At 60.5% G+C, this 15,652-nt stretch carries 11 protein-coding genes and 3 tRNA genes; 1 reads left to right on the forward strand and 13 read right to left on the reverse strand.

Annotated elements, in window-relative coordinates:
- Nucleotide 1: 1 nt before the first annotated feature.
- From JFN91_RS11020 to JFN91_RS11070, 11 genes are all read right to left on the reverse strand, one after another.
- A tRNA-Lys gene (locus JFN91_RS11020) sits at nucleotides 2–77 on the reverse strand.
- Between the two features lie 41 nt (nucleotides 78–118).
- Nucleotides 119–196, reverse strand: a tRNA-Glu gene (locus JFN91_RS11025).
- A gap of 3 nt (nucleotides 197–199) precedes the next feature.
- Nucleotides 200–275 (reverse strand) — tRNA-Lys (locus JFN91_RS11030).
- A 73-nt stretch (nucleotides 276–348) separates the two neighbouring features.
- Nucleotides 349–1,647, reverse strand: coding sequence for an adenylosuccinate synthase (locus tag JFN91_RS11035; RefSeq protein WP_199389258.1), 1,299 nt, complete (start codon nucleotides 1,645–1,647; stop codon nucleotides 349–351).
- Nucleotides 1,648–1,657: 10 nt separating this feature from the next.
- Nucleotides 1,658–2,962 (reverse strand): ATP phosphoribosyltransferase regulatory subunit, encoded by a 1,305-nt coding sequence (locus tag JFN91_RS11040; RefSeq protein WP_199389259.1) that lies wholly within the window; start codon nucleotides 2,960–2,962, stop codon nucleotides 1,658–1,660.
- Nucleotides 2,963–3,071: 109 nt separating this feature from the next.
- Nucleotides 3,072–4,550: a hypothetical protein gene (locus JFN91_RS11045; protein WP_199389260.1), complete on the reverse strand. Its 1,479-nt coding sequence runs from the start codon at nucleotides 4,548–4,550 to the stop codon at nucleotides 3,072–3,074.
- Between the two features lie 176 nt (nucleotides 4,551–4,726).
- A complete protein-coding gene (locus tag JFN91_RS11050) occupies nucleotides 4,727–4,963 on the reverse strand; it encodes a hypothetical protein (RefSeq protein ID WP_236015097.1) in 237 nt (78 codons plus the stop codon).
- A gap of 96 nt (nucleotides 4,964–5,059) precedes the next feature.
- Nucleotides 5,060–5,335: a hypothetical protein gene (locus tag JFN91_RS11055; protein WP_199389262.1), complete on the reverse strand. Its 276-nt coding sequence runs from the start codon at nucleotides 5,333–5,335 to the stop codon at nucleotides 5,060–5,062.
- Between the two features lie 302 nt (nucleotides 5,336–5,637).
- Nucleotides 5,638–6,984, reverse strand: a complete 1,347-nt coding sequence (locus JFN91_RS11060; RefSeq protein ID WP_199389263.1) for a porin — start codon at nucleotides 6,982–6,984, stop codon at nucleotides 5,638–5,640.
- Nucleotides 6,985–7,327: 343 nt separating this feature from the next.
- Entirely contained in the window at nucleotides 7,328–7,741 is a 414-nt protein-coding gene (mce, locus tag JFN91_RS11065; protein WP_199389264.1) for a methylmalonyl-CoA epimerase, read from the reverse strand.
- Between the two features lie 276 nt (nucleotides 7,742–8,017).
- A complete protein-coding gene (locus tag JFN91_RS11070) occupies nucleotides 8,018–9,670 on the reverse strand; it encodes an acyl-CoA mutase large subunit family protein (RefSeq protein WP_199389265.1) in 1,653 nt (550 codons plus the stop codon).
- A 416-nt stretch (nucleotides 9,671–10,086) separates the two neighbouring features.
- Here JFN91_RS11070 and JFN91_RS11075 point away from each other — a divergent pair, with 416 nt between their 5' ends.
- Nucleotides 10,087–10,290 (forward strand): hypothetical protein, encoded by a 204-nt coding sequence (locus JFN91_RS11075; RefSeq protein WP_183345437.1) that lies wholly within the window; start codon nucleotides 10,087–10,089, stop codon nucleotides 10,288–10,290.
- Between the two features lie 100 nt (nucleotides 10,291–10,390).
- Here JFN91_RS11075 and JFN91_RS11080 read toward each other — a convergent pair whose 3' ends face one another.
- Together JFN91_RS11080 and JFN91_RS11085 are read right to left on the reverse strand one after the other, a co-directional pair.
- Nucleotides 10,391–13,291, reverse strand: coding sequence for an ATP-binding protein (locus tag JFN91_RS11080; protein WP_199389266.1), 2,901 nt, complete (start codon nucleotides 13,289–13,291; stop codon nucleotides 10,391–10,393).
- Between the two features lie 137 nt (nucleotides 13,292–13,428).
- Entirely contained in the window at nucleotides 13,429–15,153 is a 1,725-nt protein-coding gene (locus tag JFN91_RS11085) for an acyl-CoA carboxylase subunit beta (RefSeq protein WP_199389267.1), read from the reverse strand.
- Nucleotides 15,154–15,652: the final 499 nt, after the last annotated feature.

Consider the following 15,652-nt stretch of genomic DNA (forward strand, 5'->3'; position numbering starts at 1 on the left):
GTGGTGAGCCGCGTTGGGATCGAACCAACGACCACCTGATTAAAAGTCAGGTGCTCTACCAACTGAGCTAGCGGCTCGCTTAAGCTTTGTGCCGAGGCACAAGCGCTGTTTGTTTGAGTGGCGTCCCCAGCCGGATTTGAACCGGCGTCGCCGCCGTGAAAGGGCGGTGTCCTGGGCCGGGCTAGACGATGGGGACGGGTGGTGAGCCGCGTTGGGATCGAACCAACGACCACCTGATTAAAAGTCAGGTGCTCTACCAACTGAGCTAGCGGCTCAAACAGTGCAGCGAAGCAAGAACAACCTTATAGCAAATCGATTTCTGCCAGTCAACACTTTTTATTAAAAAAATCAGCCGCGCTCGAAAGGGTTCCTGAGCACGATGGTTTCGTCACGGCGCGGGCCGACGGAAACCAGCACCACCGGGGCGCCGGAGAGGGCCTCGACGCGCTTCACGTAGTCCTGGGCGTTCTTGGGCAGCTCGGCAATGCTCTTGGCGCCGGTGATGTCCTCGGTCCAGCCGGGGAGTTCCTCGTAGATCGGGGTGCACTGCTCCATCACCTCGAGGCTGGCCGGGATCTCGTCCAGGATCTGGTCGTTGTACTTGTAGCCGGTGCAGACCTTGATGGTGTCCAGGCCGGTGAGCACGTCGAGCTTGGTGATGGCGATGCCGGAGAGGCCGTTCACGCGCACGGCGTAGCGGGCCACCAGCGCATCGAACCAGCCGCAGCGGCGCGGACGGCCGGTGGTGGAGCCGAACTCGCGGCCGGCCTGGCGCAGCGCCTCGCCGGTCTCGTCCAGAAGTTCGGTCGGGAACGGGCCGCTGCCGACGCGGGTCGCGTAGGCCTTGGAGATGCCGATCACCTCGTGGATCTCCCTGGGGGAGACGCCGCTACCGGTGCAGGCGCCGCCGGAGCAGGTGGAGGAAGAGGTGACGTACGGGTAGGTGCCGTGGTCGACGTCGAGCAGGGTGCCCTGGGCGCCTTCGAAGAGCAGGCTCTTGCCGGCCTTGATCTCCTTGTGCAGCAGGAGCGAGGTGTCCGCCGCGTACTTCCTCAGCACTTCGGCGTAACCCATGTACTCGTTGTAGATTTCCTCGAAGGTGAACGGTTCGTCACCCAAAAGCTGGGTGAGGATCAGGTTCTTCTCGTCCAGCACCTCTTTCACCTTGCGGGTGAAGGCCTTCTCGTCCAGGAGGTCCATGAGGCGAATGCCGCGACGGCCGATCTTGTCCTCGTAGGCGGGCCCGATGCCGCGACCGGTGGTGCCGATCTTCTTGGCGCCGGAGTTCCGCTCGCGGGCGATGTCGATGCGCTTGTGGTACGGCATGATGATGTGCAGCGCCTCGGAGAGGAGCAGCATGCCGTCATCCTTCAGGTAGCCGTTGTTCTTGAGACGGGTAATCTCCATGATGAAGACTTCCGGGTCGAGCACGACGCCGTTGCCGATCACGCAGCGCTTGCCCTCGTGCAGGATGCCGGACGGGATCAGGTGCAGGATGACCTTCTCGTCCCCGACCACCAGCGTGTGGCCTGCGTTGTTGCCACCCTGGTAACGTACCACGTCGTCGGCGTATTCCGTATAGATGTCGACGACCTTGCCTTTGCCCTCATCGCCCCATTGGGCACCAATTACAACGACGTTAGCCATGATTTTCCCCTTACAGATCGAATTTCAAATCGAGACCTTTATCGAACAACTCCTGCTTGCTCACGGCTATGGCGCGACGGTCGGCGACCCTGACCAGGTAAAGCTGGTCGGCCGCGCACTCTTCGGCACCGATCACCAGGAGCATCCGGATGTCCATCTTCTTGGCGTACTCAAGCGAGCTCTCGAAGTCGCGCTTGATGATATCCCTGGCGCAGGTGAAGCCGAGACTTCTCAGTTTCTGTGCTACTTCCAGCGCCTCGCGGCGCTCGTCTTTCTTGTTGAAAACCAGGAAGTCGCGGCTGCTGGACGCCTCGACCTCCGGCCTCTTGGCCATGCTGGCCAGAAGCGCCAGGATATTGAAGGCGAACCCGGTGGCGTGCGCCGGGTAGCCGTACTTGGCGGTCAGGTCGTCGTAGCGTCCGCCGCTGCAGACCGCCTCGCCGATACCGGGGACGAATCCCTCGAAGGTGATGCCGGTGTGGTAGTCCAGCCCGCGGATCTCGCCCAGGTCGATGGTGAGGTGGTCCGCGACGCCGTAGATGTCGAGGATCTCCACCACCTGGGTGATGTTGTCCAGCGCCTTCTTGGAACGCTCGTTGCCGGCGATGCGGGCGGCTTCCTGGAGCACCTCGCGGCCGCCGTAGAGCCTGGGGAGCAGCGCGATCTCTTCTTTGACCCGCTCGGGGGCGCCGGCCGCCTCGAGGATGGAGCGCACCGCGGTGACTTCCTTCTTGCTGATCGCTTCCTGCAGCTGCCGCTGCACGTCGCGGGAGAGCCCGGAGGCGTCCATGATGCCGCGGTAGAAATCCACCTGGCCGAGATCGATCTTGAAGCCGGTGAAGCCAAGGTTTTTCAGCACCTCGACCGCCATGGCGACCATCTCGGCGTCCGCCTCGGGGGAGTTCAGCCCGATCAGCTCCACGCCGGACTGGAAGATCTCGCGGCTTCGGCCCGACTGCATCTGCGCCTGCCTGAGCACGCGGCCGGAGTAATAGATACGGTGGGGCAGGGGGAGCGAGTGCATCCTTGTAGCGACGATGCGCGCCACCTGGGGTGTGATGTCGGGCGGGATGGCCAAAAGCCTCCCGGTCTGGCGGTCGTCGAAGCGGAAGGTCTTGCTGCGCAGTTCGTCACCCATGCCCAGAGCGAGTACGTCCTCGAACTCGAGCAGCGGGGTGATCATGCGCCGGAAGCCCCAGAGTTCGAAAACTCGGTGGATGCTGTCGGCGATGAAGGTGATCTTGTCGGCAGTTTCCGGGAGAAAATCGCTTACCCCTTTGGGGAGGGGCGCTTCAATGCATGCGGGGTTGGTCACGGGTCGTCCTAACGTCCGGGAGTACCGGCAGTCCGGCAAAAGGTGGCAAAAAACGAGGAATCGTAACAGTATGGCGGGGGGAAGTCAAGACATTCCCCCCGCCTTCAGGCTATTCGATACCCAGCAGCCGCACCACGCTGCCACCCTTGCCGCCGAAGGTCCCTTTCTGGGCCACTTCGAGGAGGACCAGCTCTTTCGAGACGGGGTTGTAGGAGTAATCGGCGAGGTAGTTCTGGCTCTGCTTGGTACGCCACTTCTCTTCGAGCGAGGAGCCGTTCCAGGTGAAGTTGACTACGGAGTACTTGGAGTAGGAGCGCATGTTGCCCAGCACGAAGAAGCCGGCGTTCTGCGGTACCAGGACCTCGCCCTTCTCGGTCACCGTGATGCGCTGTTCGAGGAAGCGGGTGCGGAACGGGGTCATGTTGGTCCGCTCGTTCTCCCAGTCCCTGCGCTGGAAGTAGGTCTCGGAGCCGCCGAACTTGTCGGAGCTTCTCCAGAGTTCTTCGCCGGTGTCGGAGTAGACCAGCAGGTAGCCGCTGTCGCTGAAGGCGGTCACGTAGCTCTTGCCGGACTGGTCGCGGAACAGGTTGAAGTTGAAGATGTTGGCGAAGCGCGGCATCTTGATCGGGTTGCTCAGTTTCACGCCCTTGTCGACGATGCTTGCCTCGTACACGTCGCCGTAGAAGTCGTCGGTGCGCCCCATCTGCTGGGCGTAGAGCTTCTTCGCTCCGCCGTAGGGAGCGATGGTGCGGAACATGTAGGGGATCTCTTCCGCCACCAGCTTGAAGGCGTCGTTTTGCAGCGCATAGATCCTGGAGGCGATGTTCTCACGGTCCATGATGGTTACGAACACCAGCACGCGCCCGTTCGCCTCCGGTCCCATGGCGTCGAGAGCCAGAACCTTCATGCGGTCGGGGAGGATGACCTCGGTGACCAGGTCGAGTTTCGCGCCGGGACGGTACAGGTGGATACCCTTGTCGTCGGCAGAGATGAACTCCTTGGTGCCCCAGGTGGCGACAGCGCTGTACACGCCCGAGAGACGCTGGCTGATCCAGCCGGGGGTAGCCTCGCTGCGCACGATTTCCGACGCGGGCGCCTTGACGACCTCCTGTGCGACTGCCGGGCGCTCGATTTCAGCACGCGGAGCCTTGAACGGGGCCTCGACCGGTGCTGCGGGAAGCGCAGCCGGCGCCTGCTGGTATTGCTTTACGATGTCCCCCTTGAGTTTCCCGGAGATCTTGCCCACCGCGGGGATAAGGGCGTCCATGCTCTCGCCCTGCTCGAAGGCGGTGGCCAACTGCTTCCCGCCGGTGCTCTTCGCGATGGCGTCCAGGCTGAACATCTTGCCCAGCGTGGTGTAGCTTCCCGACACGATGACGTCCGCCTCTGCGGCGCTGTCGACGGTCACGACGCCGTCGCCGGCCAGGCGCGTCGCCAGCAGGCGCTGCAGCGTGTTTTTCAGGTTGCCGTTGTCGGCGGGGGAGACGGTGAACTCGGCGATATAGGCGCGGATGGTTGAGGCTGAGGCTGCCGCGGCCGCCAGCAGCGTGCCAACGAGAATCAGGATGGCAACAAGGGATCTTTTCATAGGTTGCTCCGCTTTTGGGTTATTTAAGACGCCGAATTATCGCAGAGCGATCCTCATTAGTCAAACTGTTTCACCCGCTGCAGAGGCGCTTTGAGCGCAGTTTTTGGGGAGGTGTGGCAATAAAAAAAGCGGACCTGGGGTCCGCCTCTTTCTTCAACTCTTCGGCAACCGAAGTGTCAGCGCCCGGGTTTCTCCATCTCCCTCAGCATCTCCTGTGTTTCTGCGAGCTTCTGACGCAGTTGCTCCAGCTCTTTGGGTGTGTAGACCCTGGTACCCTTGTCGATCTCTCTGGACAGGCGCTGCATCCGGGTATAGATGTCGTCGACCTGGTCCTTGCAGTTTTGGGACAGAAGCAGGCACTCGTTCCTCTCGGCCGGTGTCTGCTCGGCATAGACGCCTGTGCTTGTCGCCATCAATAAAGCTCCCGTGACTAACAATAGTGCCCTTTTCATGGTCCGCTCCTTTCCGGCATGCCTCTGTTATGGACGGTGCTCGCTCACCCGAGCAGTCTAACTGTCAGGCCTTTCCAGATTGCGCAGGATGTCGTCGGTCTCCTTCAGCTTGTCCTGCAACTTTCTCAGCTCCTGCGGGGTGTAGACCCTGGTTCCCTTTTCGATCTCCCGGTTCAGTCTGCGGATGCGTTGCTGGATGTCGTCGACCTGGTTCATGCAGTTTCTCGACGCCAGCAGGCATTCGTCCTTCTGGTCAGCCGCTGTCTGGGCGTAAGCCGGTACCGAAGACAGCATAAAAAGGCCTGCGGCCAACATCAGTGCCATCTTTCTCATGCGTTCGCTCCTTTAACAGATATCGTTAGAAAAACATAATGATTGAAACACATAACCTGTGCTTGTCAAACAGGGCCGGGATAAATGTGCAGATAGGCGCTGGCGCTGGCTTAGTGACCTGGGCACTGCCTGGGTAAGAGGTTTCCTGCGTCATGCACAAGGAATAGCGGATCGGGATAGGGCAAGGGGAGAGGTGGGACGGGCTAAGCGGTGACAAAAAAACAAGCCGGAGAGTCGCCCCTCCGGCTTGCTGGTTCTGCTGTGTCTACTCCTGCCGTCAAACGGCAGCCGAGACGCTTTTCTTAGAATGCGTAGCTCAGCTGAACGTTGAACAGGTACGGGTTGTCCGCGTCAGCGGTCTGAGCGTAGCCTGCGATCCTGTCGGCAGCGGTTTTGCTGGACAGTGCGTCGCCGAGGAAGACGTAAGCGGCAGCAACGCTGGCGCTCAGGTTGTCGTAGATCTTGTAGCCGACCTGGGCGTTAACCTCGGTACCGAGGGACTTCTTCTCGGTGCCGCGTGCCTCGGCGGTCCTCAGGTAGCCGGCGTTGGCGTTGTAGAAGGTCTTGCCCATGGCGCCCTCGTAGCCCGCAAAGACGCCGATGGAGCCGCGGCCGCCGACGCTCAGGTCGTTGCCGGTGAGGGAGGTAGAGGTGTTGATGGCCTGGTTCGGACGAACGAGGATCCACATGTTAGCCGGGTTGAAGTAGGTGGTACCGGCAGTAACGGTCTGGAAAGCGTTGTTGTTGGTGCCGCCCTTGTCGCCGGAGAGGTAGAAGCCGGAGAAGTTAACTGCGCCCGGGCCTGCCTTGACCTTGCCCACGGCACCCATCATGTAGGCGCTGATGTCTTTAGCCGAGGTCTGCTCGCCCCACTGGTAGGCTGCGAACGGCTTGATGTTGGCCGGGCCGAAGTTCAGGTCGGCGTTGGCGCCGATCATGTGCAGCAGCTCGTAGGCCGGAGCCAGGCCGGTGTCGTTCTGGATGTTGTAGTAGGTTGCGCCTACGGTGATGTCCTTGTTGACGGCGAACTTGCCGTCGGCGACGATCAGGTCGGCGGTGAACTGGCCCGGGCCGGTGATGTCGTTGGCCAGGGTGTTGTCGTCGAAGCGGAACCAGCCCAGCTGGCCGGTGAAGTTGTCGACCTTCTTGGTGCCGATGGCGCCGGTCATGTCGGCGAGCAGGAAGAGGCTGCCGTAGGCGTCGGCCCAGGGCTGCAGACCCACTTTGAAGTTGGCGCCGGTGGTCGGCTCGTTGAAGTCGAGGTAGATGTTCTTGGTCTCGAGGGTCAGCTGGTCGGCGTCGAGGTTACCGGAGTCGTTGCCGGTGGTGCCTTTGTAGCCGGTGGTCCCGTTGTGGTTGGTGGCGATGCCGCCGAAACGGGTGTCGAGCTCGAAGTGGGTGACCAGCTTCAGGTTGTCGTTGGCCTTGGCAATGTACATGATGCGGGCGCGCTGCTCGGCGAAGAAGCCGGAGTGCGCATCTTTGCGGAGGATGTCCCTGGTGTCGCCGCCCGCGAGGGCGTTGGTCTGGTAGCCCATGAATTTGAACATACCGTGGAACTCGTTCTCCAGCGCCATTGCCGGAACGGCGGTTGCTGCGCTCAGCGCGCTGACGGCTGCAAATGCAAGCAATTTCTTTTGAAAGCTCATCGTCTACCTCCTGGTTTGTTTGTTACAACGCGATTGAAGTTCCTGCTGTACTGTCAATTCGCCACATGGCGAAGGTGCAGTCTCACTATAAAGAAAAAGCCCTTGAGTCAACCGCTGCTAATGAGCAGGGTGGAGTCAAGAGCTCTTCTGTGTGGTCCTCGGGCTGTTTTGAGTCAGCAATGATTGTCTCCCCGTCCTTTGCGTAGAAGGTCACGCAGATCAGCCAGTACAGCCTATCCCAATGAGCAAACCGTTGTTATATAAAACTGTGGCCACTATATAATTTTTCAAACAAATGTCAACAGAAAAAAACTTCACTCATTAGATATAAGAAGACGCATATTCAGTGACTTCCCTCGTGCACCTCACACAGTTCGGTCAGCACTCCGTTGCTGCTCTTAGGGTGCAGGAACGCGATGCGTGCCCCGTGGGCTCCGTTTCTGGGCGTGGTATCGATCATCCTGGTGCCGCCGGCGATGAGTCTCGCGATGGTGGCTTCAATGTCCTTCACTCCGTAAGCGACGTGGTGCACGCCCGGGCCGTTTTTCTCGAGGAACTTGGCCACAGGACTTTCGGCCGAGGTTGGTTCCAGGAGTTCTATCTTGGATTCTCCGATGGAGAGAAAAGCAACTTTCACTAGCTGGCTCGGCACCTCTTCGATACCGGCAAAGTTCATTCCCAGTGTGTCACGATAAAAGGGAAGAGCTTCTTCTATAGATGTAACGGCTACCCCAAGGTGGTTTATCTTCGTGAGCATGTGTGTTCCCCTGATGACTGCGTCAAAAAGTCTCTGACGGTGGCAGATGATATCGTAGAATTTGAAAATTGCAAGCAACAGTAACGAAAAAGTTACGTTACGGACACGTGACAATTCGAGAAAAAAGTTATGACTGAATGGAAAGAGATGAAGTTTGGCGAGTCGATATGCTGTGATAGAAACAGGATTGTGATGAAAAGAGCGAACCGTTGCTATGTTACTGTTCCTGCCGGAACGAACTGAGCCGTTCCGGCAGGAACTTCCCGCATCGGGTTTTTAAAGCACGACGGTTTCCCTATGTACGCCGAAGACGTCGCGCATCACGTTGGCGATCTCGCCCAGGGTGGCGTAGCTTTTCACCGCGTCGAGGATATACGGCATCAAGTTTTCGCTCCCCTTCGCTGCCTGCTCCAGAGCCTTCAGGGTCGTCTCCACCTTGGCGCCGTCGCGCTTGGCCTTCATGGCGGCGAGGCCTTGCTTCTGCTTCACCTCGACCTCGTCGGTGACCTTCAAGAGACCCTGCGGTGCGCCTTCCTCCACGGTGAACTTGTTGACCCCGACGATGATGGTCTCGTCCTTTTCGATGGAGCGCTGGTAGGCGTAGGCGGAATCCTGGATCTCCTTCTGCTGGAAGCCGCGTGAGATGGCCTCAACTGCGCCGCCTAAGGAGTCGATCTTCTCGATGTACGCCATCGCCTGTTGCTCGATCTGGTCGGTGAGGGACTCGACCAGGAAGGAACCGGCCAAGGGGTCGATGGAATCGGCGACGCCGGACTCGTAGGCGATGACCTGCTGGGTCCTGAGTGCGATGCGCACCGACTCCTCGGTCGGAAGCGCCAGCGCCTCGTCGCGGGAGTTGGTGTGCAGCGACTGGGTGCCGCCCAAGACGGCGGCCAGCGCCTGCAGGGTGACGCGCATGATGTTGTTGTCGGGCTGCTGTGCGGTCAGGGTGCAGCCGGCGGTCTGGGTATGGAAGCGCAGCATCTGGGAGCGCGGGTCCTTGGCCCGGAAACGCTCGCGCATGATGCGGGACCACATGCGGCGGGCGGCGCGGAATTTCGCGACCTCTTCCAGGAGGTTGTTGTGCGCGTTGAAGAAGAAGGCCAGGCGCGGCGCGAACTCGTCCACGTCAAGCCCTGCCTTGACAGCCGCCTCGACGTAGGCGATGCCGTCGGCCAGCGTAAAGGCGACTTCCTGCACCGCAGAGGAGCCGGCCTCGCGGATGTGGTAGCCGGAGATGGAGATGGTGTTCCACTTGGGGACGTTGTCCTTGCAGTAGGCGAAGATGTCCGTGATGATCCGCATCGACTCCTTGGGGGGGTAGATGTAGGTGCCGCGCGCCATGTACTCCTTGAGGATGTCGTTTTGGATGGTGCCGGAGATCTTGTCTGGGGTCACCCCCTGCTTCTCGGCCACCGCGATGTACATAGCCAGGAGGATGGAGGCGGTGGAGTTGATGGTCATCGAGGTGGAGACTTTGTCCAGCGGGATGCCGTCGAAGAGGACTTCCATGTCCGCCAGGGAGTCGATGGCGACCCCGACCTTGCCCACCTCGCCGCGGCTCATGGACGCGTCGGAGTCGTAGCCCATCTGGGTGGGGAGGTCGAAGGCGATGGAGAGGCCGGTCTGCCCGGCGGAAAGCAGGTATTTGTAGCGCTCGTTGGATTCCGCGGCGTTACCGAAGCCGGCGTACTGGCGCATGGTCCAGAACCTGCCGCGGTACATGGTCGGCTGCACCCCGCGGGTGAAGGGGAACTGTCCGGGGAAGCCCAGGTTCTCGTCGTAGCCCGGGTAGTCGAACTGCGGAGCGTAGCAGCGCTCGAGCTCGTTGTCGGAGCTGGTCTTGAAAGAGTTCCTGCGTTCGGGCGCCTTGGCCATGCTCTTCTCTACGGTTGCCTGCCATGCCTGTTTCTTTTCGGAAATGCTCATCATGCTCTCCTGGCGGTACGAAATTGTGATAACAGAATCAAGCTTGTGAAAGACGTCTTTTGTTTACGCTAAATTTTCGCGAAAGTGAATTATTTTTTCTTAACTATGCAGTCGCGATGCTGCTAAGATGCGTGCCGGGTCTGTTTTATTTTTAGAATACCGATTTAAATTTGAAGTCTGCAGCAAAAACGCCGACTTAACACGAAGCATTTGCGTCGGGTTGTTTTGCGGTGTTTTATTTTTGGTTCAAAAAGTAAAATCGCGGTCTGTCATACAAAACAGCAAAACGCAGATAACATAATGTTTTACCAAGGCTTTTAGCGATTTTTCTCTTGTAAAACAACTGCGGCGCCCATATATTTCTTGGCGACCAAAAAAATCATGAGCGCCCCGCTGAGGGCAAGAGGAGAACGCAGATGCAATGCCCGGTATGTAAGAACGATGAACAAAACGCCATGGACCTCCGCTCCGGTGCCTTCAACGAGGACCTCAAGGAATGCCCCACCTGCGGTACTACCTGGTCCGTCAACCACGGCATGATGGCCATCGTCAAGGACCCGCTTGCCGACTCTTTCCTCGAAGCCCTCTCCGCCGACAACATCTGCTTCGCGGCGGCGTAAGCATCTACAAAAAAATAACTGACCCGGCTTTCAGGGCGGGGTCAGTGGATGAGCAGAGGGCTCCGGATGTCACCATCCGGAGCCCTTTTTGCGTCTTGGCCTAGAGTACCGCCTTCAGGTAGTCGGAGGTTACCGCACGCTTTTCCTTCTCCAGTGCGTTCACGTCCACCTCGACGAACTTCTCGTCCGGGGTGACCTTGAACAGCGGCTGCCCCTTGGAGACGATGGTGCCGTCGCCGGAGGTGACCAGGATCTTGTCGATGGTCCCGGCAAAGGGAGCGTACACCTTGTTGAACATCTTCATGACCTCGATGATGTACAGCGGCTGCCCCTTCTCGAAGTGCATCCCTTCGTAGGCGAAGGGGGGCATGCCCGGGGCTTCCTGGCCGTAGTACATGCCGCCGCAGACGGCGACGATCTCGTCGGCCTTGGTGGCCGGCGGCGGGACCAGGATCTTCTTCATGCGGGCCTGCAGTTCCGGATCGTTGAGGTACTCCGGGATGGTGATCTCAAGGTCTTCCTCGACGCGCAGCTCCCAGAACTTGGTGGTCTGTCCGACCAGGAACAGCATGCCCAGAAGCTCCAGACCAGCCTCGTAGCCGAAGTGGGCGGAACGGATCTGCTGCCAGGTGTCGGCGTCGAAGCCGCCCTGCGGCTCCTCCTTGTTGACGATCTCGTTCAGGGTGAAGTACTCGTCGCGTTCGAGACCGAAGTGCTCGCGCAGGGTCCTGGAGAAACGCAGCGCCTGCTGCAAGAGCTCGTTGTCGTGGCTCCAGATGATCTCCGCCGCGGGCTTGTGCGGACGGTGGTTCATGTGCAGGTACTCGTAGGTCTCGTTCAGAACGCCCACCGGGTTTCTGAGCCAGACCACTTTGCCGTTGTCGATCCGGAAGTTCTTGGTGTTCATGGAGAGCCAGCCGGAGAGCAGGTGCGGGTCGCCCAGGAGCCGCTCGATGGGACGGATGATCAGGGTCCCCTTGCGGTCCAAAAGCGACGACATGTTCTTGGACTCCTTGGCCTGGACCTCGGGCTGGTCCGCGTAGGCCTCGGACACCCTTTTGGCGTAGTGCTTCTTCATCTGCAGGAAGGCGTAGACCGGGTCGAGCTTGTTGGCCTCTTCCTTCAGCGTCCCGACCAGGGTCAGGTAGGGGACCACGAAGCGGGTGGTCGGCTTGGCCATCACGTTCCTGCCCAGGAACCAGTTCACCAGGCCGTAGTGGAACTCGAGGTTGGTGGCCAGGTCGGAGCCGCGCAGGGTGGTGGCGCGCAGCACCTCGGACATCTTGTCGTAGCTGGTCTTCCTGTCTTCACCGGTGGTGAGCAGCAGCGCGATGTTGGAGTCGTAGGCGCCGGCCACCTTGTATTTCATGAAGATACCGGTGTCGGGGTTCACCATGCTGATGCCCTGGTCGTCGCGGATTTCGCCTTCGATCGGCTTGGACCAGTAGCGGATCATGCCCCCCGCATGCGGGGAGAGGGAGGCGTCGGTGGCGTTCAGTCGCGCCTCGACGGAGGCGTTGAAGCGGACGAAACGCTGCGGCTTGGGCACCCGCTTCCTGTGGCGGGCGAGGAGGGCCATCGCTTCCACCAGGCTCTCCACCACGAAGAAGTCGTTCGGGTCTTCCGGGTTGACAAACTTGAGCGCGTAGCAGAGCTCGGTGACGCGGTGCTCCACCTGGATCCTGGTGTTGACCTCCATGAAGTAGTGGCGGTCGCGGTCCACGATGCACTCGAAGGTGGAGGCGGAGTCAAGGCCTACCGCCTTGCCGAAGCGCTCGGATTCCTCTTCCATCCTCTTCAGGACCTTGAGATCGCTCTCGAGGGCCTTCACCTCGGCCTTCCTGCCGGCGATCTTGGCCTCCTCGATGGCGGTCATCAACCCTTCCTGGGTGACCGACACCTCGAGGAGCTTCTGCTCGTGCATCTGCAGGGAGCAGTCGCGGCCCCCCAGGGCGATGCACCAGTCGCCGTTACCCAAAAGCTGGATCTCGTTGTGCCTGGTCTGTTCGATGTTGAGCTCGACCAGGATGTTCTTGTTGTCGCCCACGCCGTTGGCCTTCACCTCGTTCAGGATCTCGCGCACGAGGCCCGGGGCCTCGGAGGCCGCCTTGGCGATGTCGGCGTCGGAGGCGTTTTTCTTGGTGAGCAGATCGGCCCCCAAAAGGCGCTGACCCTTGCCGCCGCCGCCACCGATGGCCTTGAGGCGGACGCGGGACTGCGGGTGCTTCTTCAGCATGGCGGCGCACTCGGCCTCCACCTGGGCGCAGAGCTCTTCGATGGAGAAGAGGTCGATCCCCTTGTTGTAAGAGGCGTACAGGATGTGGTCGGCCAGGTCCTCCAGGGAGAGCTTGTCGTCGGCGAGCACCTTGGCGTCGCACTCGAGGCCGTCGGAGGCGACCAGCGCCAGGAGCTTCTCGCGGCTGCCGTGCTTCTTCACCAGGGTGCGGGCGGTGACGTTGTCGATGCCGGGGGTGACGGAGACGTTGACCGAGAGGGCGGTCCTTTTCGCCTCGTCCTTCTTGCCGGCGCCGGTCTGGGTGGCGGCGCAGGGACCGATGAAGTTCAGCCCCGCCTTCTCGATGGCGCCGACGAACTCGTCGTCCTCGGCCATGAAGCCGTAGCCGGCGAAGATGGAGTCATAGCCGTTGTCCTTGGCGATGCTGATGATCTGGTGGATGCGCTCGACGCGCTCTTCCTTGCTGGCTCCGGTGTAGTCGGGCACGCGGTGCACGCGGGTGGAGTCGGTCAGCGTGCGCAGCTCCGGGGCGAGGGCGTTCGGGTAGACGATGGAGTCCTTCTCGGAGAGCAGGATGCCGTAGTGGGTGATCCCCATCTCCTGGTAGACGTCCATCGCTTCCTTACGGATCGGGCCGCGGCAGACGATGAGCGGCTTCAGGTCTTCGCAGGCGAAGGAGCGGACCCAGGCGGACGTGGAGGCGGAAAGCCTGCGGTCGCGGTGGATCAGCGGGTTCTTGGTGTATTTTTCAGACGTGTGTGCCATCGCTTTCATCTCCGTTACGTTATAAAGCGCGGACGAGGGGCGGGCGCCCTGGCGTGCCAGTGCTCCCTGCCCGAATCCTGCCTCGGGAGCGGTGCTCCCCCCCTGCGCAATTCCAATTCCCATATCAGTAGTCGCCATTAGTGGAACTCCCTTTGTACGGACTGCATCGGGCCCGCTTTGTAGTGACGCAGGAAGAAGTTGATGTTTTCACCCAGTACCTTCCTCAGGTCGGTCGGCATGACCAGCGAGGAGATGGAGCCCAGGGAGAGCGCCTCTTTCGGGTTCATCAGCTCTTTTTCGTAACGGGTGTTGAGGAGCGCCTCCTCCGCCTTGAGCCAGTCGGCAGCTTCCTTCTCGGCATCGGCCTTGGCCAGCTCGGGCTTGACGCCGGCGTCCACCCTCTCCTGGGTGCCGCGCTTGACGCGCTCGATGACGGCGTTTCTCACCTTCCTCAGTTCGTCCTTGTACACGAACTCCTTGCCTGCCGGCCCCATGACCGCGAGGCGGGTGGTGGGGAGGGCGAGCACCAGGTCGGCGCCGGTCGGGTAGTTGTTGTAGGAGGCGTAGGCGCCGCCGTAGGCGTTCCTGAGGATCAACAGGATGCGCGGGGTGCGGATGTCGACGATGGAGTCGAGCATGGCGCGGCCGGCCTGGACGATGCCGCGGGCCTCCTGCTCGCGACCCGGGAGGAAGCCGGTGGTGTCTTCCATGAAGATCATCGGAATGTTGTAGATGTTGCAGAAGCGGTTGAAGCGGGCGATCTTGTAGGCCGCGTCGCAGTCGATCTGGCCGGAGTCGACGGCGGAGTTGTTGGCGACGAAGCCGACCACGTTGCCGCCCAGGCGGCCGAAGGCGGTGACCACGTTCCTGGCGCGGTCGCGCTGCATCTCGAAATAGTCGCCGTGGTCGCAGATCTGCTGGATGATGATGGAAACATCGAACGGCGTGTTGAAACCGGTCGGGGAGTTGAAGGCCTTCTTCAGCAGGGTGTTGATCTCCCAGGTCTTACGGTCCAGCGGGTCGCTGGTCTCCTGGTAGGGTGCCATCACCGAGTTGTTGTCCGGGAGGTAGTTGAGCAGCATGATCGCGGTCCTGAGCGCCCCGACCTCGTCCTCGACGGTCAGGTCGGCGACGCCGGACTGCCCGTGTACCTTCGGTCCGCCCAGGTCTTCGGGGGTGACGTCCTCCCCGAGGACGCTTTTGACGACGCCCGGGCCGGTGAGGCCGAAGAAGGTGTCCTTGGGCTGGATCACGAAGCTGCCCTGGCGCGGCAGGTAGGAGCCGCCGCCGGCGTTGAAGCCGAACATGCACATGATGGACGGGACCACGCCGGAGATCTTCCTGAGCGCGGTGAAGGCCTCGGCGTAGCCGTCCAGACCGCCAACGCCGGCCGGTACGAAGGCGCCCGCGGAGTCGTTCATGCCGATGACCGGGATACCCTTCTCGCCCGCCATGTAGAAGAGACGGGCCAGCTTGTTGCCGTTGGTGGCGTCCATGGAACCGGCGCGCACGGTGAAGTCGTGGCCGTAGACGGCGACATCGCGGCCGTGGATGTTGAGGACGCCGGTAACCAGGGAGGCGCCGTCCAGGTTCTTGCCCCAGTTCTGGAACAGGATGTTGGGCTCGCACTCGGTCAGGACGCGGATCCTTTCCCACACGGTCATGCGCTTTTTAAAGTGCTGTTTCTCGATCTGGTCGATGCTCACCGACTTGATGGGGCGCTGGATCAGGTCGTAACCCGCCTGCATCGCCTCCTCGTAGCCGCCCGTGGCGCGGGAAATCTCGCCGGGGATGTTGAACTCGACCTTCTCCGCTACGTCAAACGGATTCTTCAAAGAGGGCTTGATCATTTTATTCGACATTGTTGGCATCCTTCCGGGCTTTGGGATTTTGCATCTCTATGCGGGGTGCTGCGCAGCTCATCTACGTCCTCCTGGCTTTGATATTAAAAAAGTGTTGCAAATCTTGGTCAGTTAGCGAAAACGTCAACCGCCGGACGGTAAAAAATGCCTTCCGGTGCGGTGGAATTTTTTAGTCTCCCTGAATGTGGAGGGCAAGGAGACAGCGGCCGCCGGTTTGGTCTGGATGCGGGACCCAGGGTGGGCCGGAGGGCGGATGGTGCACTATTGCTGGTATTTAGCGAATCTGAAGGGGGTGTGACGCTAAGAAAGGTACGTTTTGGCCGGGCAGGTGGATCGTCCTTCGTCTATCGAACAGTTCCCGAAATTTCATTTTGACTAAATGTGTTTTCGGGCTGGTTTAACCTGGCCTGGGTGCGCCGCGACGACTAATGAGGCGTAGTAAAACGAACTATTGTTCTACTTTTTAGGCGCGTACCCTTCATAAGGTTTTGCTTGGCTT

The sequence above is a fragment of the Geomonas anaerohicana genome (genome assembly GCF_016458305.1).
GTDB lineage: Bacteria > Desulfobacterota > Desulfuromonadia > Geobacterales > Geobacteraceae > Geomonas > Geomonas anaerohicana.

Coding starts and splice junctions, on each gene's coding strand:
- JFN91_RS11035 (WP_199389258.1), bottom strand. CDS start 1,647: ATGGCTAACGTCGTTGTAATTGGTGCCCAATGGGGCGATGAGGGCAAA.
- JFN91_RS11045 (WP_199389260.1), bottom strand. CDS start 4,550: ATGAAAAGATCCCTTGTTGCCATCCTGATTCTCGTTGGCACGCTGCTG.
- JFN91_RS11050 (WP_236015097.1), bottom strand. CDS start 4,963: ATGGCGACAAGCACAGGCGTCTATGCCGAGCAGACACCGGCCGAGAGG.
- JFN91_RS11055 (WP_199389262.1), bottom strand. CDS start 5,335: ATGAGAAAGATGGCACTGATGTTGGCCGCAGGCCTTTTTATGCTGTCT.
- JFN91_RS11060 (WP_199389263.1), bottom strand. CDS start 6,984: ATGAGCTTTCAAAAGAAATTGCTTGCATTTGCAGCCGTCAGCGCGCTG.
- mce (WP_199389264.1), bottom strand. CDS start 7,741: ATGCTCACGAAGATAAACCACCTTGGGGTAGCCGTTACATCTATAGAA.
- JFN91_RS11070 (WP_199389265.1), bottom strand. CDS start 9,670: ATGAGCATTTCCGAAAAGAAACAGGCATGGCAGGCAACCGTAGAGAAG.
- JFN91_RS11075 (WP_183345437.1), top strand. CDS start 10,087: ATGCAATGCCCGGTATGTAAGAACGATGAACAAAACGCCATGGACCTC.
- JFN91_RS11080 (WP_199389266.1), bottom strand. CDS start 13,291: ATGGCACACACGTCTGAAAAATACACCAAGAACCCGCTGATCCACCGC.
- JFN91_RS11085 (WP_199389267.1), bottom strand. CDS start 15,153: ATGTCGAATAAAATGATCAAGCCCTCTTTGAAGAATCCGTTTGACGTA.